Annotated in this window: 18 protein-coding genes; 13 read left to right on the forward strand and 5 right to left on the reverse strand. The window is 66.9% G+C overall.

Annotated features, from left to right (window positions below; all coding sequences use genetic code 11):
- Window positions 1–102 precede the first annotated feature (102 nt).
- On the forward strand, window positions 103–852 hold the full coding sequence (locus tag ACFTS5_RS11780) for an SDR family oxidoreductase (RefSeq protein ID WP_378630085.1): 750 nt from the start codon (window positions 103–105) through the stop codon (window positions 850–852).
- A 210-nt stretch (window positions 853–1,062) separates the two neighbouring features.
- The gene (locus ACFTS5_RS11785; RefSeq protein ID WP_378630087.1) at window positions 1,063–1,473 is read left to right on the forward strand and encodes a hypothetical protein; all 411 of its coding nucleotides are present in this window, start codon (window positions 1,063–1,065) and stop codon (window positions 1,471–1,473) included.
- Window positions 1,474–1,555: 82 nt separating this feature from the next.
- On the opposite strand, the gene ACFTS5_RS11790 is transcribed toward ACFTS5_RS11785, so the two are convergent.
- Together ACFTS5_RS11790 and ACFTS5_RS11795 are read right to left on the reverse strand one after the other, a co-directional pair.
- Window positions 1,556–1,912 (reverse strand): DoxX family protein, encoded by a 357-nt coding sequence (locus ACFTS5_RS11790; protein WP_378630089.1) that lies wholly within the window; start codon window positions 1,910–1,912, stop codon window positions 1,556–1,558.
- On the reverse strand, window positions 1,909–2,511 hold the full coding sequence (locus ACFTS5_RS11795; RefSeq protein WP_378630091.1) for a TetR/AcrR family transcriptional regulator: 603 nt from the start codon (window positions 2,509–2,511) through the stop codon (window positions 1,909–1,911). The genes ACFTS5_RS11790 and ACFTS5_RS11795 overlap by 4 nt, the downstream gene beginning before the upstream one ends.
- Window positions 2,512–2,743: 232 nt before the next feature.
- On the opposite strand from ACFTS5_RS11795, the gene ACFTS5_RS11800 reads away from it, so the two are divergent.
- Together ACFTS5_RS11800 and ACFTS5_RS11805 are read left to right on the forward strand one after the other, a co-directional pair.
- Window positions 2,744–4,000: an aspartate kinase gene (locus ACFTS5_RS11800; protein WP_378630092.1), complete on the forward strand. Its 1,257-nt coding sequence runs from the start codon at window positions 2,744–2,746 to the stop codon at window positions 3,998–4,000.
- 69 nt (window positions 4,001–4,069) lie between these two features.
- Window positions 4,070–4,915: an alpha/beta fold hydrolase gene (locus ACFTS5_RS11805; protein WP_378630094.1), complete on the forward strand. Its 846-nt coding sequence runs from the start codon at window positions 4,070–4,072 to the stop codon at window positions 4,913–4,915.
- Between the two features lie 20 nt (window positions 4,916–4,935).
- Here the strand turns inward: ACFTS5_RS11805 and ACFTS5_RS11810 are convergent, their stop codons facing one another.
- A complete protein-coding gene (locus tag ACFTS5_RS11810; RefSeq protein WP_378630096.1) occupies window positions 4,936–5,658 on the reverse strand; it encodes a GNAT family N-acetyltransferase in 723 nt (240 codons plus the stop codon).
- Window positions 5,659–6,323: 665 nt separating this feature from the next.
- Here ACFTS5_RS11810 and ACFTS5_RS11815 point away from each other — a divergent pair.
- The 3 genes from ACFTS5_RS11815 to ACFTS5_RS11825 all read left to right on the forward strand — a co-directional run bounded on the left by ACFTS5_RS11815 (window position 6,324) and on the right by ACFTS5_RS11825 (window position 9,684).
- A complete protein-coding gene (locus ACFTS5_RS11815; protein ID WP_378630098.1) occupies window positions 6,324–6,614 on the forward strand; it encodes a hypothetical protein in 291 nt (96 codons plus the stop codon).
- Window positions 6,615–6,932: 318 nt separating this feature from the next.
- Window positions 6,933–8,507 carry a sugar porter family MFS transporter gene (locus ACFTS5_RS11820; protein WP_378630100.1) on the forward strand — a complete coding sequence of 525 codons (1,575 nt, stop codon included), beginning with the start codon at window positions 6,933–6,935 and terminating at the stop codon, window positions 8,505–8,507.
- A gap of 34 nt (window positions 8,508–8,541) precedes the next feature.
- Window positions 8,542–9,684 carry a N(5)-(carboxyethyl)ornithine synthase gene (locus ACFTS5_RS11825; protein ID WP_378630101.1) on the forward strand — a complete coding sequence of 381 codons (1,143 nt, stop codon included), beginning with the start codon at window positions 8,542–8,544 and terminating at the stop codon, window positions 9,682–9,684.
- 25 nt (window positions 9,685–9,709) lie between these two features.
- Here ACFTS5_RS11825 and ACFTS5_RS11830 read toward each other — a convergent pair whose 3' ends face one another.
- Complete coding sequence (locus ACFTS5_RS11830; protein ID WP_378630103.1) at window positions 9,710–10,639, reverse strand: TetR family transcriptional regulator; 930 nt, start codon at window positions 10,637–10,639, stop codon at window positions 9,710–9,712.
- A gap of 130 nt (window positions 10,640–10,769) precedes the next feature.
- Between ACFTS5_RS11830 and ACFTS5_RS11835 the strand changes: the two genes are divergently transcribed.
- Both ACFTS5_RS11835 and ACFTS5_RS11840 read left to right on the forward strand, forming a co-directional pair.
- Window positions 10,770–11,978: an acyl-CoA dehydrogenase family protein gene (locus ACFTS5_RS11835; RefSeq protein WP_378630105.1), complete on the forward strand. Its 1,209-nt coding sequence runs from the start codon at window positions 10,770–10,772 to the stop codon at window positions 11,976–11,978.
- A complete protein-coding gene (locus ACFTS5_RS11840; protein ID WP_378630108.1) occupies window positions 11,975–12,994 on the forward strand; it encodes a phosphotransferase family protein in 1,020 nt (339 codons plus the stop codon). Before ACFTS5_RS11835 ends, ACFTS5_RS11840 begins: the two co-directional genes overlap by 4 nt.
- A gap of 46 nt (window positions 12,995–13,040) precedes the next feature.
- Here ACFTS5_RS11840 and ACFTS5_RS11845 read toward each other — a convergent pair whose 3' ends face one another.
- Window positions 13,041–13,688 carry a TetR/AcrR family transcriptional regulator gene (locus tag ACFTS5_RS11845; RefSeq protein WP_378630110.1) on the reverse strand — a complete coding sequence of 216 codons (648 nt, stop codon included), beginning with the start codon at window positions 13,686–13,688 and terminating at the stop codon, window positions 13,041–13,043.
- Window positions 13,689–13,790: 102 nt separating this feature from the next.
- On the opposite strand from ACFTS5_RS11845, the gene ACFTS5_RS11850 reads away from it, so the two are divergent.
- Genes ACFTS5_RS11850 through ACFTS5_RS11865 form a run of 4 tightly spaced genes read left to right on the forward strand, consistent with a single transcriptional unit; the run spans window position 13,791 to window position 17,603 of the window.
- A complete protein-coding gene (locus ACFTS5_RS11850) occupies window positions 13,791–14,627 on the forward strand; it encodes an SDR family NAD(P)-dependent oxidoreductase (RefSeq protein ID WP_378630112.1) in 837 nt (278 codons plus the stop codon).
- 23 nt (window positions 14,628–14,650) lie between these two features.
- Window positions 14,651–15,577, forward strand: a complete 927-nt coding sequence (locus ACFTS5_RS11855) for a ferritin-like domain-containing protein (RefSeq protein ID WP_378630115.1) — start codon at window positions 14,651–14,653, stop codon at window positions 15,575–15,577.
- The gene (locus tag ACFTS5_RS11860; RefSeq protein ID WP_378630118.1) at window positions 15,574–16,122 is read left to right on the forward strand and encodes an NAD(P)/FAD-dependent oxidoreductase; all 549 of its coding nucleotides are present in this window, start codon (window positions 15,574–15,576) and stop codon (window positions 16,120–16,122) included. The genes ACFTS5_RS11855 and ACFTS5_RS11860 overlap by 4 nt, the downstream gene beginning before the upstream one ends.
- Window positions 16,119–17,603, forward strand: a complete 1,485-nt coding sequence (locus tag ACFTS5_RS11865; RefSeq protein ID WP_378630120.1) for a flavin-containing monooxygenase — start codon at window positions 16,119–16,121, stop codon at window positions 17,601–17,603. The genes ACFTS5_RS11860 and ACFTS5_RS11865 overlap by 4 nt, the downstream gene beginning before the upstream one ends.
- The last annotated feature ends 28 nt before the right edge of the window (window positions 17,604–17,631 follow it).

The raw sequence follows: 17,631 nt of genomic DNA on the forward strand, positions 1-17,631 counted from the left end.
GCTTTCGAGGGTATGCCGACCTCGCGGCGGCTGGGTGGCCCTCGCACTACCAGGAAGTTTCCGACCTGGCACGCGTCGAGGACCGAGACGAACGTTGTGGTCATGACACACAACATCGAAGGCCGAGTCGCCGTCGTCACCGGAGCATCCAGCGGTATCGGTGCCGCCACCGCGCGACGGCTGGCGGCCGACGGCATGAAGGTCGCGCTGCTCGGGCGGCGTAAGGATCGGCTGGAAGAACTCGCGCGCACTCTCGGCGCGAACACCCTCGCGGTGACTGTCGACGTGAGCGTGCGGCAGTCGGTCCTGGACGCCGCGGCGCAAGTGCGTGCCGCGTTCGGCTCCGTCGATCTGGTCGTCGCGAACGCGGGCATCATGCTCGGCGCGCCGTTCGAGCAGGCCGAGATCGACGAATGGGATCAGATGGTGGGGACGAATATCAACGGATTGCTCTACACCGGAAGAGCTTTCATCGATGACCTACTCGCCGCGGCAGGCGCGGGTCGACGCGCTGACCTGGTGTTCGTCGGTTCCATCGGCGGCCACGCCGCGTTTGCAAACTACGGCGTCTACTGCGCCACCAAAGCCGCGGTAGCGCACCTGACCCGCACTCTGCGCACCGAACTCGGTCCACGCGGTGTTCGGGTCAAGAACATCGAACCCGGATTCACCGGCACCGAACTCGGTGCCGGAATGCGCGACGACACCCGTCGCGCCGAGCTCGCCGGATGGCGCGAGGGACTGGAAATCCTGCTCCCCGAGGACATCGCCGACGCGATCGCCTTCGCCGTCTCGGCACCACGCCGAGTAAACGTCGCCGAACTCATTGTCGTACCCACCGAACAGGGATGATCGAGTGCTGCCGCCGAAACCATTCAGCGGCAGCAGTGGGCTCGAACCCTCCCGAGGCACAGTAGCGAACTGCCACCTCGAACGCAGTCGAAGAACACGGGTGACCAGCCGCGCATCGCGTGTGGCAATCCGATTCATCCGTTTCGGGTGAGGCCCTCGCGGCTCCCATCGGGAAACGTTGGACGTCGGTCTTCTACGGAAGGATTCATGATGGCTCACGTATCGGAAACCGGGCATCCGGTCCGGCAGGGTTTCGCCGCGGGCACGTCCATCGGCGCCGCGATCCTGCTCCTGGTAGTCGCCGTGTTGTCCGTTCTGCAGGGCATCGCCGCGGTGGCCGAGGACGACCTGTTCGTCGTCGGCATCGACTACGTCTATGAATTCGACACCACGACATGGGGCTGGATCCACATCATCGGCGGGATCGTACTCGCGCTGAGCGCGGTGGGGCTGATGAGCGGCGCGACCTGGGCGCGGATTGTGGCGGTCGTCATCGCGTCACTGTCGATCATCGCGAATTTCCTGTGGCTGCCGTATTACCCGGCGTGGTCGATCCTGATCATCGTGCTCGATGTGGTGGTCATCTGGGCCGTCACGACATGGGATCCGCGCTCGGTCTGATCCGCCGAAAATGCCCGGTGGCAGCGGTCCGCCGCCGCTGCCCCGTGCGGCGGACCAGTCGGGTACCGGACAGCGCTGCGGCTTACACCACGTACGTGATCGTCGCCGCCACCGCCAGGGCCAGCATGCCGAGGCAGTTGATCCAGAACTCGTATCCGAGGAACCGGGCCCGGTAGTGGGCGTACGCGGCGCATCCGAAATAGGCGATCACGCCGACCGCGGTGGCGAATCCGACGCCGGGATACTTCAGTCCGACAAGGAGACCGGCTGTGGCCGCCAGCTTGATGGCGATCAGTGTCCACCACCAGTCGCGGGGAAACCGGACGCCGTCGAGGCATCGCTGAATGAACATCGGCGGGCGCACGGACATGAGCGCGTCGGCGAACAGCGAGACCGCGAGTAGTGCTGGTAGCCACCATGGTTGGGAAGCGTGGATCATTGGTTTCCTTTCGGGGGCGTGATGACGAATTCGATGATTTGTCGTAGTTGTTCGGCCGCGGCGGGCATCTCGATGGCACCGCTGGACGCGGTCATCAGCAAGCCGAGATAGGCGAGATAGATGGTCCGAGCGCCGTGGCCGACCTGGCTGCGGGGCAGCGCTGATCGGGCGAGCACGGTTTCGAGTTCGCCCAGCAGGGCCAGCGCGAGGTCTCGAAAGATCACCGACTCATGGTTTCCGCGGACGAGGATCGCCAAATACTCGCGTGAGAGCTCGGAGTCGAGCGCGAAATGTCCGACGAAGGGCGCGAAGAGCTCGAGCACGTCCTCGGTGGTCGCGGTCTTCGTCGAGGGTGCGAGTTCGGATTGCCTGCTGTTGTGTACCGCGGTGATCCAGTTGTCGTAGAGCGAGACGAGCAGCGCGTCCTTTTCGCCGGCAGCCATGACGGTCCCGGTGCTCACGTTCGCTTCGGCGGCGATCTGCCGAATCGTGGTCGCCTTGAACCCCTGGGCGCGGAAGAGCCGTTCGGCTGCTGCCAAGACCTTCTGTCGCGTCGCCGCCTGTTGCTCCGACCGCGACTGAACATGTTCATTGAACATGTTCAGAACGCTATACCAATGATGATCTCGGACGCAAACGCGGTGTCGTCGGTCGGTCGATGGGCCGGCCCGCCCTCTGCGCACCGAACAGGGGCGATCGAAGGCTGCCGCCGAAACCATTCGGCGGCAGTCGTTTTCGTTGCCGAATTGGTACGGCCGTGCCCGGATTGCCTGGATACTCGAAGGGGTCACCCGCGGATCGCGTGCGGGGGAGCAGGGGAGAGGACTCGGGATGGCCCTGGTTGTGCAGAAATTCGGCGGTTCGTCGGTAGCCACCGCGGAGCGGATCCGGCGGGTCGCCGAGCGGATCGTGGAGACCAAGAAGCAGGGGCACGATGTGGTGGTGGTGTGCTCGGCCATGGGCGATACCACCGATGAGCTCCTCGAATTGGCGGGCCGGATCGCCTCCGCGCCGGAACCGCGCGAGTTGGACATGTTGCTCACCGCCGGTGAGCGGATCTCGAACGCCTTGGTGGCCATGGCGATTCACGCACTGGGTGCCGAAGCCCGATCGTTGACGGGCTCGCAGGCCGGCGTGATCACCACCGGCGCCCACGGCCGGGCCAAGATCATCGAAGTCGACCCGGGCCGGGTGCGCCGCGCACTCGACGACGGCGAGGTGGTGCTCGTGGCCGGGTTCCAAGGCGTGAGCCAGGACAGCGACGATGTCACCACTCTCGGTCGTGGCGGCTCCGACACCACCGCCGTCGCGCTCGCCGCGGCCTTGAAGGCCGATGTGTGCGAGATCTACACCGACGTCGACGGAGTCTTCACCGCCGATCCGCGCATCGTGGCCGACGCGCAGAAACTCGACCAGATCTCCTACGAGGAGATGCTGGAAATGGCCGCCTGTGGTTCGAAGGTCCTCATGCTGCGCTGCGTCGAATACGCGCGCCGCTACCAGGTACCGGTGCATGTGCGCTCGTCCTACACCGACGCGATCGGCACCACCGTCTTCGGCTCGATGGCCGACATCCCGGCCGACCAGGCCGTGCTCACCGGCGTCGCGCACGACCGCAACGAGGCCAAGGTGACCGTCGTCGGCCTGCCCGACGAGCCCGGCTACGCGGCCGAAGTGTTCCGCGCGGTCGCCGACGCCGAGATCGGCATCGACATGGTCGTGCAGAACACCGGTACCGGACGCACCGACATCACCTTCACCCTGCCCGCCGCCGACGGCGCGCGGGCGGTCGCCTTGCTGCGCGACCGCCGTGCCGAGATCGGCTTCGCCGATGTTCGCTACGACGACCGCGTCGGCAAGGTCTCGTTGATCGGCGCGGGCATGCGCAATAATCCGGGCGTCACCGCGAGCTTCTGTGAGGCGCTGGCCGCGGCGAATATCAACCTCGACCTGATCGCCACCTCGGAGATCCGCATCTCCGTGCTGGTCCGCGACACCGACCTCGACGAAGCCGTGCGCATCCTGCACCGGGCCTTCGATCTCGGTGGTGCGGAAGTCGCCGTCGTGCACGGGGGAACAGGACGGTGAGCGCTGTTGACGCCGGGCACGGGCCCCGAGTAATTTACCGATAAGTAAGTTACTGGATCGGAGGGTTCGTTGAGCACCCAGTTGACCACTTTCACCAGGGCTGGACTCGAGTTCGACGTCGTCGACTCCGGACCGCCCGACGGCCCCGTCGTCGTTGCGCTGCACGGCTTCCCGCAGACCGCGACCTCGTTGCAGCCACTCACCGCATTGCTCAACGCGCGCGGTTACCGCACCATCGCCCCGAACCAGCGCGGCTACTCACCGGGCGCTCGGCCGTCCGGCCGCCTCGCCTACCGCGTTCCCGAACTCGTCGACGACGTGGTCGCGTTGATCGAGGACATCGACCGCGGTCCGGTGCATCTGGTCGGGCACGACTGGGGCGCGATGGTCGCCTGGTCGGTGGCCGCGGCCCGCCCCGAACTCGTCCGCACGCTGGTGACCGTGTCGGTGCCGCATCCCGGCGCCTTCGCCCGCTCGATGATCAGCAGCGATCAGCTCCTTCGCTCGTCCTACATGGCGCTGTTCCAGCTGCCGGTGCTCCCCGAGCGCCTGATTCGCGCGCGGCCCGGCGTCTTCGACCAGATCCTGGCCACATCGGGCATGTCCGCCGACGCGATCGACCGCGTGCACACCGAGATCATCGACACCGGCGCGCTCACCACCGCGTTGAACTGGTATCGCGCCTTGGCGCTGATCACACCGCGCGCGGTGACGGCACGCGTCACCGTGCCGGTGACGCACGTGTGGAGTACCGGCGACGCGGCGCTGACCCGCCGTGGTGCCGAACTGACCCGCGGATTCGTCACCGGTGACTATCGTTTCGCCGTGCTCGACGGCTCGCATTGGCTGCCCGAGGAATGCCCGGAAGAACTCGCCGACCTGATCGCCGACCGTATCGAGTCGTCGCGGGGCTGAGTCGTCGCGGGGCTGAGACCTCAACCGATCGGCGAAGAAGCCAACGGCCGCAACGCCGCCGCGGTCGCCGGGATCAACGGCGCGCCCCGCAGGGCGGCCCGGGCGGCCAGTTGTTCGATGATCCGCCCGCGCACCCCCGGCCATTCGTCGTGCAGGATCGAATAGAACGCGGTGTCACGCACCGCGCCGTCGAGCCCACGCGAATGTGCCCGGCGCACACCGTCACTCACCGCGCCGAGCCGTTCGATCGCCGCCCGGGAGCGCAAGTTGCGGGCGTCGGCGCGCAGGGTCACCCGCCGCACGCCCCAGCTGTCGAAGGCGTGGGTGAGCAGCAGCAGCTTGGAGTCGAGATTCACCTGACCGCCCCGCACCGCGGGGGTGAGCCAGGTATTGCCGATCTCGACGGCGTCGGGGATCGCCCCGCCGGGCAACGAGGTGACCGGTTCGGCGGACAACGGCCAGGTCAGTGGTCCCTGCCAGTAGTCGAGCCGGGTGAATCGGGTCGCCCCGACCACACACTCGTCGGCGACGGTGACGATCGCGAAAGCCAGCGCTGTGCCTGCCAGCTGCGCCGCTTCGGCCTGGAAGACGTAGGTGCGCGCCTCCTGGTCACCGTGCGGGACGACGGTGAACCCGGCCGGTCCGTCGAGCGCTGCGGCCGCGGCGATCAGTCCCGGAACGTGGTGAGGTGCGAGAGGTTCCAGCCGTGCGATGCGGCCGTGGAGGATAACGGGTGCGGGCATGGTGACCGGCGTCCCTTCGTCTGAGAGGGTCGCCGACAGCGCGAGGCGTGGATCTCACGCGGCACGCGATTTCGGCGAAGCGACACGAACGATCCAGCAGCATCGAAAAACTAGATCAAGATAGCCGACGTGACGCGTTCCCTCGTTCGAACCCACGCAAAAGTCGCGGTCGGAAAGTTTCGCGCCTCGACGATCGGTTCCTCCCGGACCGGCCGGTCCCGATCGGGCGGTTTCCGTCACGGTGGCGTGTCGGTGGCTCATGGGGGTACCAACTGGATCGCGGTGGGCGGAAGTGTGTGTTTTCCCACGTCAGGGCCGTAACGGTTCGATAAATGACATCAATGTCGGCCTGTTGAACAAATGCCCAGTTGTGTCGGGTTTTCGCCAGTTCCAGCCCGTGTTCCGGCGAAATGTAACGCACGTTATCGGATCGTGTCGCACAGGAGTTCGATGTGATGCAGATCACATCGCCTATTCTCTGGTCGGCCTGGCTGGCAAGCTCGTAATTGCTGAACGTTAACCGTTCGTGATCATCGACCGGATCGACACGGATCCGGGGTCGCGAACGACCCGCACTTCCGCTGCGGCGTGGCGGTCATCAAAGGATCCGGTACGGATCACTTATCGGCCGTGTCGGGGCGGCTGTCCGGAAGGGACTTGTTGTCATGAGCAGCATCTACTTCGAATCGAACAGCAATCTGTCAGTTACCGAGCGTGGTCGCCGCGTCTCGGCGACCTCCGCCATCGAATCGCCCATCGCGCCGCTGGCGATGCCGGGGCTGATTCTCGGGCTGATCCTGCTCGGCCTCGGTGTGGCCGGCCTGCTGCGACTGGGTGACTGGGTGGGCAATTACGGATCCGTCCTGGTTGTGCTGGCCTACTTCCTCTATATGGCCGCGGCCGCGAGCCTGATGCTCTGGGGCGCGGTCACCGTCCGGTCGCTGCATCGTCGATAACCGAGCGTCGACGAGATTCGTGGGAACCCGGCAAAAGCGGCATTCGGTGGTTACGGTTTGACGGATGGATGGTGTCGGATGGTTACGCGACGCTTTTCTCCGATCCGGGCAAACGGCGAGCATTTCGGTCGGCGGCGATTCCGATAAAAGCGTGTTGATCGGGGAATGTATCCCACGCAGGGGGTGGGATACATTCCCCGATCGCTCCTTACCGCTGATCTGCGGACGACAATATCCATGGATTTCGAGCTATCGCGAATCTTCCGCGCTCGATTAAGGTGCAGGAATCGACCTACTCCATCCGGCGGAGGTGTGGACATGCCCGATTCCCCTCGTGGATCCACCGATAAGGAGCCGGAGCGGCGCGGCGCCGTCTCGAGTCCCACCGTGCCTGTGGCGCAGGTTTCCGGCGGCCGCCTCATCGGGCCGGATACCGATACCTCGGTCCGGGTACCGCACACCGTCCAGGACGGACCGGAGCCGGTGATGGTGTCCCCGGTCACCGAACCACCGGTCGAGACGCCACCCGATTCGCCGGAGCGGGAGGCGATGCGGGCCAGGATCAAGAAGTTCGTGCTCACTGTCGTCGTCATCGCCGCGCTCGGCGGCGCGCTGTTCGGCTACGACACCGGCGTCATCTCCGGCGTGCTGGTCTACCTCACGCCTGATTTCGCGCTGAGCCAGACCCAGGTCGGCGTCATCACGAGTTCGCTGCTCATCGGCGCCGCGATCGGCTCGATCACCGGCGGCTGGATGGCCGACCGGTGGGGCAGGCGGACGACGCTGCTGTTCGCGGGCGCCCTGTTCTTCATCGGCGCGCTCGCCCAGGCGCTGGCGCCCGATGCCACGGTCATGATCATCACCCGCCTGTTCCTCGGTGTCGCGGTCGGTACCGCCTCACTGGTGGTCCCCATGTACGTCTCCGAGATCTCCCCGCCGACCTATCGCGGGCGCCTCGTGTCGATGAACTCGCTGATGATCGCCAGCGGGCAGTTGCTCGCCTACATCGTCAACGCGCTGCTCGCCCCGACCGGGAACTGGCGGCTCATGCTCGCGATGGCGGCCGTTCCGGCGGCGGCGCTCGTGATCGGCATGTATTTCATGCCGGATTCACCGCGGTGGTATCTGAAACAGGGCCGTACCGCCGATGCGAAGAAAGTGCTCGAACAGTCTTATTACCCGGAGAATGTCGAGCCGACGATCGCCGAGATCGAACAGTCCGAGGCCGCCGATGCGGCGGTCAAGGACAGTTTGAGCGACCAATTGCGGAAACCGAAGGTGCGCGCGCTGTTCTACACCGGAATCGGATTGGCGTTGATTCAGCAATTCGTCGGCGTCAATACCGTCATCTACTACGCACCGTCCACTCTCGCCCAGGCGGGGATGGGTGACAATGCGGCGATCACCTCGTCGATCGGCATCGGTGTCGGCGCGGTGCTCGGCGTGATGCTCGGCATGAGCCTGGTCGACAAGATCGGCAGGCGCCCACCGATGTTCCTCGGCCTGGCGATCATGGTCGTCGCGTTGGTCGGTATGGGTCTGATGGAACGTCTCACGCAGAGCACTGCCACCGGCTATGTGTTGGTGACATTGATGATCGTGTACGTCTGTGCCTTCCAGCTCGGCGTCGGGGTGCCCACCTGGTTGCTGATCTCGGAGATCTTCCCCGCCCCGATCCGCGCCACCGCGATGAGTATCTGCACCTTCCTCATCTGGATGGGCAATTTCACCGTCTCCCTGGTGTTCCCGCCGCTGGGCGAACTCTGGGGCGCGTCGACGATGTTCTTCCTCTTCGCGGTCGTTTCCGCGCTGTCGCTGGTGTTCTGCTATCGCCGGGTGCCCGAGACCATGGGCGAGTCCCTCGACGACATCACCAGCAAGGCGGAGAGCTGAGGGCCTACGGGTAGGCTGACCAGGTGAAGCAACTGTGAAACACCTGACGGTCGGCGTCGTCGCGACCTCTCGCAAGGAAAACGAACACCGGCTGGCAATCCACCCGGCCCACCTCGACCGCATCGATCCCGAGCTGCGCGGTCAGATCTACCTCGAACACGGTTACGGTAACCGATTCGGCTACCCCGACGACGTCCTCGCCCCACTCGTAGCGGGCCATCGCACTCGCGACGAGCTCTTCGCCGAGTGCGATGTGCTGCTGCTGGCCAAGCCGCTGGCCGAAGACCTCGCGCAGATGCGCCCCGGCACGACCGTGTGGGGCTGGCCGCACTGTGTGCAGGACGCGAGCATGACCCAGCTGGCCGTGGACCGCGACCTGACGCTGATCGCCTGGGAGGCGATGAACCACTGGACGAAGTCGGGTGCTTTCAGCGTCCACGTGTTCCACAAGAACAACGAACTGGCCGGTTACTGCTCGGTCATGCATGCCCTCCAATTGCGCGGCGTGAGTGGAGATTACGGTCGCCGGATGCGTGCGGCGGTCATCAGCTTCGGCGCCACCGCGCGTGGTGCGGTGCGGGCGCTGTCGGCACTGGGGATCAGCGATGTGACCGTGCTGACCCAGCGCAGTGTGTCGGCGGTGGCCTCGCCGTTCGCCTCGGTGCGGATGCAGCATTTCAAGCGTGATCCGGGACTGCCCGGCCGGACACTCGCGCTGAAGGCGCCCGAGCCGGGGCCGCTGGCGGAGATGCTGGCCAACTACGACGTGGTGGTGAACTGCATGTTCCAGGACACCGAGGACCCGTTGACGTTCATCATGAACGATGACCTCGAACTCTTCTCGCGCGGAACGCTTTTCGTCGACGTCTCGTGCGACGAGGGAATGGGCTTCGAGTTCTCGCGCCCGACCTCGTTCGCCGATCCGATGTTCACCGTCGGTGACGATCTGCACTACTACGGTGTCGACCACAGCCCCTCGTTTCTCTGGGACTCGGCGACGTGGGAGAACTCCGAAGCTCTGCTCGAGTACCTGCCCGTCGTGCTCGGCGGCCCCCCGGCGTGGGATGGCAGCGAAACGATTCGCCGGGCGATCGAGATTCGCGACGGTCGGGTACAGAACCCGCGGATCCTGTCGTTCCAGGGTCGCTCCGACGTATATCCGTACGCGGTGAACTGATTTCCGGCACGGTCCTGCCGTTCCGCTATCGGTGCGGGCCGTCCACGCCCAGCAGTCCGAGGGCGAAGTCCGCGTAGGCGGCGGCGATCTGTTCGGGAGAGGACGGGCCGTCGAGCCGGAACCACTGGGGCAGTGCGGTGCACATCGTCGCGATGGCACGGCCCGCGTCGCGGGCCCGGGCGGTCGATCGGTTCGCCTCGGTCAGCGCGGCGTCGATGTCGGCATCGAGAAGGTATTGGATCTCGTTGCGGGAGGCTGTGATCCGATCACGATCGGCCGGGTTCAGGCTGCGCATCTCGCTGGCGCCGATGAAGGCGAGTTCGCGGTGGTGCGTGTGGAACAGGGCGAGCGCTTCGACGACACGGCTCACTCGTTCGCGGCCGTTCGTGCCGTCGAGGCGTGCCGCGCGCACCCGCCGGTGCAATTCGTCCATGGTCAGGTCGAGTGCGCGGACCAGTAGGTCTTGTTTGTCGCGATAGTGGTGGTAGACACCGGGCACGCTCATGCCCGCCCGCGCGGCGATCGAGCGCATCGTGGCTCCGTGATACCCGGTCTCGACGAAGGAATCGATGGCGGCGGCGAGCACCGGGTCGAGAACCAGGGGCGGGAACTCACGCCAGGAATTCGGTGCGCCGGAGTCGGGCGATCCGGTTTCACCGTGCGCGGGGCTTCCGTCGGGGCGGGTGGGGCGCGAATCAGTCGCGCGCGGTGCCGGGGGAGGAGCGCCGGTGGTGCGCTGGTCGCCGATCAGCCGGGCCACCGTCGTGCCCAGCTCGGCGGCGAGCGATCGCAGGCGCGAAACCGAGGCGCCGGTCTTGCCCGTCTCGATGGCGCTCAGTGTGGCCGCGCTGACCCCGATTCGCTGCGCGGTCGCCCGTAGTGACAACCCCGCCGCGGTCCTCGCCTGGCGCACCCGCGCCCCCATCGCCTGCTGTTCGGCTGCCGTCGAATCCATGATGTTCAGAATAGCTGAACAAACATTTGAGTCCTACCAGGCTTGTTGACAGCATGAATACGCGCGTGCGACTGTCGTAACAGTCAATGTGCCGAGCGATCGTTCGGCAACCGAGCCGAGGAGCGGACCCGTGCCGATCGACCTGTCCTATCCGTCCGAGGTGCAGAGCCTGGCCGACCGCACCCGCACCTTCGTCCGCGACCATGTGCTCCCGGTCGAAGACGCGCACGACGGCGACATCACCGCGGCCGGTGGTGAGAAGCTGCGCCTCGAACTCCAGCAGGCCGCCCGTGATGCCGGTGTCTTCGCCCCGCACGCGCCGCTCGAATACGGTGGCCACGGTCTGGACATGTCCAACCGGGCCCCGGTGTTCGAGGAGGCGGGCTACTCGCTGTTCGGCCCCACGGCCCTCAATATCGCCGCCCCCGACGAGGGCAATGTGCACATGCTCGCCCACATCGCCGACCCGGAGCAGAAACAGCAGTTCCTCGCCCCGCTCGCTCGCGGCGAGGTGCGCTCGGCCTTCGCCATGACCGAACCGGCGCCGGGTGCGGGCTCGGACCCTTCCGCGCTGAGCACCCGCGCGGTCCGTGCCGATGGCGGTTGGCGCATCAGCGGCCACAAATGGTTCATCACCGGCGCCGACGGGGCGGGGTTCTTCATCATCATGGCCCGCACTTCGGGCGAGCCCGGCCAACGTGGTGGCGCCACGATGTTCCTGGCACCCGCCGACAGCCCGGGTATTCGCGTCGGCCGCCATCTGGACACCCTCGACAAGTCGATGATCGGTGGCCACTGCGAGGTCTTCTTCGACGACCTTCTCGTCCCGGAGTCCGCGGTACTCGGCGAAGTCGACCGAGGCTTCGAATACGCCCAGGTTCGGCTCGGCCCCGCCCGGATGACCCATGTGATGCGCTGGCTCGGCGCTGCCCGTCGCGGTCATGACGTCGCGGTCGCGCACGTGGCGCACCGCGAGGGCTTCGGTTCGCGCCTCGGCGACCTCGGCATGGTCCAGAAGATGATCGCCGACAACGAGATCGACATCGCCGCCACCCGCGCACTGCTGACCCGTGCCTGCTGGGAACTCGACCGTGGCGAGCCCGCCGCGAATGCCACCTCCATCGCGAAAACCTATGCCGCCGAGGCGATCTTCCGCATCGTCGACCGGAGTATGCAGATGTGCGGCGGTCTCGGCGTCTCCGCCGACCTGCCGCTGGCGCGACTCTCGCGCGAGGTGCGCCCGTTCCGGATCTACGACGGTCCCTCCGAGGTGCATCGCTGGGCCATCGCCAAACGCGCGGTGAGCGCCGCCAAGCGGACGAAGCGGGATTCCGAATGACACTGCCGGGCATGGACATCGCCGCGCTGGAACAGTTCCTGCGCGCCAACGGCGTCGAGGTGGAAGGCGAGCTGCGCGTCGAACTGATCAGTGGGGGCCGGTCGAATCTGACCTTCGCCGCCGCCGATGACGTCTCGCGCTGGGTGGTGCGCCGCCCGCCGGTCGCCGGGCTCACCCCGTCCGCGCACGATATGGCCCGTGAGTACACCGTCACCAGCGCGTTGCAGGCATCGGCTGTGCCCGTGGCGAGAACGATCGCCTTCGACGCGACCGGATCCGCGCTGGGCGCGCCGATGACCGTCGTCGAGTTCGTCGACGGGACGGTGTTTCGCGACCAGGACGATCTGTCCGCGCTCACCGATGAGCAGGTGAATTCGAGTGTGCGCGCGCTGGTCCGCGTTCTCGCCGATCTGCACGCGGTGGACCCGGGCGCTGTCGGTCTCGAATCATTCGGCAGGCCAGCAGGTTTCGTCGCCCGGCAGGTCAAGCTCTGGGCATCCCAGTGGGAGCGGGTCAAAACCCGCGAGCTCGCGGATGTGGCGGCCCTGCATGCCGCACTGGCCGCCGCGATCCCGCCGGAGACATCGGCTTCGATCGTGCACGGGGACTTCCGTATCGACAATACGATCCTCGACAGCGCCGACCCGGCAACGGTCCGTGCGGTGGTCGATTGGGAGCTGTCCACCCTCGGTGACCCGCTCACCGATGTCGCCCTGATGTGCGTGTACCGGTCGCCGATCTTCGACGTGATCCTCGGGACCCGTGCGGCGTGGACCAGCCCGCGCCTGCCGAGCGCCGACACGCTCGCACAGGCCTACGCCACCGCGTCCGGGCGCGAGCTCGACAACTGGGGCTTCTACCTCGCGCTGGCCAACTTCAAACTCGGCATCATCGGCGAGGGCATCACCCATCGCGCGCATCAGGGTTCCGACACCGGTTCCGCCGCCGACCGGGCCGCCGAGGCCACCCCGGAATTCATGGCGGCCGGCTTGCGCGCGCTGAAAGGGTCCGCGTAGTACCGCCGCGCGGTCGAACCGAACGCCGCCCGGCGTGCGGCGCGAATCATCCGATGATCTCCGGGGGCAGGAACATCGCGCCGAGTTGCGCCGCGATCGCGCTGGTGTGATCGACGATGCGCTCGGCGTCCACGTCGAGCACACCGGACCGCCACGCGGACAGTAGTTCGATGAAGCCGCCGATGCCGGCCAATGTGCTCATCCGCATGGCGGTTTCGTCGACGTCGGGGCGCAGATAGGGCCAGGCGGCGGCGATGAGCAGATCGGTCGCGTCGGTGAGCATGGTCTTGCGGCGCTGTTCGAGCACGGCGCTGCCCGCGTGATCGGCCAGCAGAATCCGGGCGCGTCCACGCAGATCGGTCTGCAATCCGACGGCACAGGCGATGGCCGCGCGGGTGATCTCGAGGGGGGTCCGGTCGGCATTCTCGGCGACGACGCTCGCCAGTTCGGCGAACACCCCGGCGCACACCTCGTCCCAGACCTCGGCCAGTAGTTCGTCGCGGTCGGCGAAGTGCTCGTAGAAGTAGCGATCGTTGAGCGAGGCCCGCTGGCAGACACCGCGCATGGTCACCGCGGCCCAGCCGTGGTCGAGCCAGATATCGAGGGCGGCCTCGACCAGGCCGACCCGCCGCTGCGCTCTGCGCTCCTCGGCGGTCCGCCCGCCCCAGGTCCGTGCCGGTGCGCGCACATCCATGGTTGACAAAGTACTCCTCCGCGCGCCTAATTGGTGTCAGGTGCGGCCAATGGTGGCAGATGCCACCAATTAGAGCCTCACCGGGTCGACCCGGGAGTTGCCATGCGATTGTTCCCCTTCGGCGGACACCGCCGAACCGCTGCCGCCGATGCTGTGGTGACCGGCGCGGGTAGTGGAATCGGACGTGCGTTCGCCGTCGAATTGGGTCGTCGAGGCGGGCGCGTCGTGTGCTCCGATATCGACCCCGACCGTGCGGCCGAAACCGCCGAACTGGTCGAGGCGGGGGGCGGCAAGGCGATCGGCACCCGTTGCGATGTCACCGTGATCGACGAGGTCGAACAGCTGGCGGCCACCGCGCAGGACTGGTTCGGCGGCCCGCCCACCGTTGTCGTCAACAACGCGGGCATCGGCGCGGGCGGGCCGGTGGTCGGCGAGTTCGCCCTCGACGACTGGCACCGCACGCTCGGGGTGAATCTCTGGGGCGTGATCCACGGCTGCCACGTCTTCGCGCCGATCCTGCGCGCGGCCGGGCACGGGTCGCTGGTGAACGTCGCCTCGGCGGCCGCGTTCGGCGCGGCACCGCGGATGGCCGCCTACAACGTCAGCAAGGCGGGTGTGCTGGCGCTGTCGGAGACGATGTCGGCCGAGCTGGCCGGCACCGGCGTCGGCGTCACGGTGCTGTGCCCGACCGGCGTGAAAACCAATATCATGACCGCGGATTCGCCGATGGACGACACCGCCGAGCGCCTCGGCGGGCTGCTGCTGCGCTGGACCGGCCGCGCGCCTACCGCCATCGCCCGCACCACGCTGGACGCGGTGGACCGTGGCGAGCTGTATGTGGTGCCGCAGCTCGAGGCCAAGATGCTGTGGCAGGCCAAACGCTGGCTACCCGCGACCTACACCCGTTCGGCAGGCCTGCTGGAGCGGGTCGTGCGCTGATCCACACCGAAGGAGATCGAACAATGACGTTCGCCTACCCCGACATGCTCGCCACGATTCGCGCCAAGCAGTGGGCACTGGCCGATATCGACTGGGACGCACCGGGCGCCGACACCATCACCGACGAGCAACGCCCGCGATTGGCCACCTTCATGGCCGACCTGGTGTGGATCGAACACGTCGGGGCCCGCGGCTTTGCCGCCCTGACCCGCCAGGCGCCGCCCGGCCCACTGCGGGAGATCTACCGGTACTTCCACGCCGAGGAACAAAAGCACGCCAACGCGGAACTGGCGCTGATGCGTCGCTGGGGCATGCTCCCCGACGGCGAGGCGATGCCGGTGCCCAACAAGAACATTCGCCTCGTCATCAGCTGGCTCGACCGTTACGCCGACCAGCTGACCCTGCCCGTGCTCGGAACCGTCATCCCGTCGCTGGAGACCGCCCTCGACGGCGCGTTGGTGAAGTTCCTGCTCGACGAGGTCGACGACCCGGTGTGCCACGAGGTGTTCCGGCACATCAACAGCGACGAATCTCGCCACCTCGCAGTAGGTTTCCAGGTTCTCGAACAACTCGGCGCGGGACCGTTGCGCCGAACCGTCATCGAGACAGCCGGTTTCGCGGTGCGTCCGTCGTTCGTGCTCGGCGCGTTGCTGTACGCGCCGCTGCTGTCACGGATGTCGACCAACATCATGGCGCTGGGCCTCGACGAGGAGAAGCTGTGGCAGGCGGTGCGCCGGTTCGAGAACGTGGGGGAGCGCAGCCCGGCCATCCGCAAGCTCCCGCTCTACCACGTGGTGAAGATGCACGGTAAGGCCACGATTCACCGCCGTCAGCCGTTCCAGCTGCTGGCCGACGTGTCGAATGCCTGTATCGATCGGTTCCCGATCCGGGTGCTCGGCCGCAGGCCGTCCTGGTCCGACGAGCTCACCTACGAACCGGTGGCGAAATGACGACGCCGCGTTTCGCCGATACCTTCACCGGTTCCCAGGTGCACCGCACAGCCTTCGCGCCCCGGCACGAGTTCACCGGTCAGCGGGTCGCGATCATCGGCAGCGGGGCGGCCGCCGCGCGCCTGCTGCCCGGCATCGCCGCCGAGGCCGCACGGGTGACGGTGTTCCAGACCGAGGCGGTGTGGGTGCTCCCCCGCGTTCCGCTGCCCACCGCGACGATGCCGCAGCGGCTCCTGCGACTCGTCGCCCGTGTCAATCTGGCTGTCCAGGTGCGTGATTCGTGGCTGCGACACCGCCTGACACCGGACGACACCGCGGGCGTCGCGATGCACAACAGCTACTACCGAACCCTGCGGCAACCGCACTGCACCCTGGTGACCTGGCCGATCGCGCGGTTGGTGCCGCTGGGTGTGCGCACCGTCGACGGCATCGAGCATCAGGTGGACAGCATCGTCTACGCCGACGACGCGGGCTGTGTCGTTCGTACCGTCGCCCGGCCTCGCCGGCTGCATCCGTCGGCCGCACTCGTGAAGGAGATCGCATGAGCACCAAGGGAATCGACCACGAGATCGTCATCGTGGGCGCCGGCTTCTCCGGCATCGGCGTGGCGATCGAGTTGCGCAAGGCCGGGTTCGACGACTTCGTGATCATCGACGAGGCCGACGGCGTGGGCGGCACGTGGCACTGGAATACCTATCCCGGTGTCGCCGTGGATATCCCGTCGTTCAGCTACCAGTTCTCCTTCGAACAGCGCACCGACTGGTCACGGGTCTACGCGCCCGGTCGCGAACTCAAGGCCTATGCCGAATCGTGCGTGGACAAGTACGAACTCCGTTCGCGAATCCGCTTCGGCACCACCGTGGTCGGCGCGGATTTCGACGAGCGGGCCGACCACTGGGTGCTGCACACCACCGACGGCGACGACCTCACCGCACGGTTCGTGATCAGCGCGACCGGTGTGCTCACCCGCCCCAAACTGCCCGATATCCCCGGCATCGAAGGCTTCGCGGGCGCGACCATGCACACCTCGCGCTGGGATCATCGCCAGGACCTGCGGGGCAAGCGGGTGGCGATCATCGGCACCGGCGCCTCCGCGGTCCAGGTGATCCCGGAGATCGCCTCGCGGGTGGAACATCTGACGGTGTTCCAGCGCACGCCGATCTGGTGCCTGCCGCGCCCGGACCTGCCGTTGCCTCTCGCCGCCCGGCTGGCGTTGAAGGTCCCCGGCGGACGGACCGTGACCCGCCTGGTGAGTCAGACCTACGTGGAGGTCACCTTCCCGCTCGCCGCCCACTATCACCGCTCGTTGCCCACCGCCGCCATCGGTGAACGCGCGGGCCTGGCCCACCTGCGGCGTCAAGTGAAGGACCCCGCCGTCCGGGACGCGCTCACCCCGCGATACGCCCTCGGGTGCAAACGGCCGAGCTTCTCCAACGACTATCTGTCGACCTTCAACCGTGCGAACGTGACCCTGGAAACCGCGGCCATCAGCGAGATCACCGCCACCGGTGTGCGCACCGCCACGGGTGCCGAACATCGCGCCGACGTGCTGATCCTCGCCACCGGCTTCAAGGTCATGGAATCCGGCAACATGCCGACCTATGACCTGCACGGCGTCGGTGGCCGCGATCTGGAGACCTGGTGGGACGAGAACCGGCTGCAAGCCTACGAGGGCGTGAGCGTTCCCGGCTTCCCGAACTTCTTCTCCATCATCGGCCCCTACGGCTACAACGGGGCCTCCTATTTCACGCTGATCGAGAACCAGACCCGCCACATCCTGCGCTGCCTGCACCACGCCAGGGCCAACGACGCGGACCGCATCGAGGTCACCGAGGAAGCCAACGACCGCTACTTCCGCGAGATGCTCGCCCGCCGCGGCGGCCAGGTGTTCTGGGACGAAAGCTGCGTCACCGCCAACAGCTACTACTTCGACAAACACGGCGACGTCCCCCTACGTCCCACCTCCACCATCGAATCCGCCTGGCGCAGCGGTCATTTCCCACTCACCGACTACGTCTTCTCCTGATCGCATCGGCCGGCTCGGGCGGCGCGCA

It is taken from the genome of Nocardia sp. NPDC056952 (assembly GCF_042674185.1).
Classification (GTDB): Bacteria; Actinomycetota; Actinomycetes; order Mycobacteriales; family Mycobacteriaceae; genus Nocardia.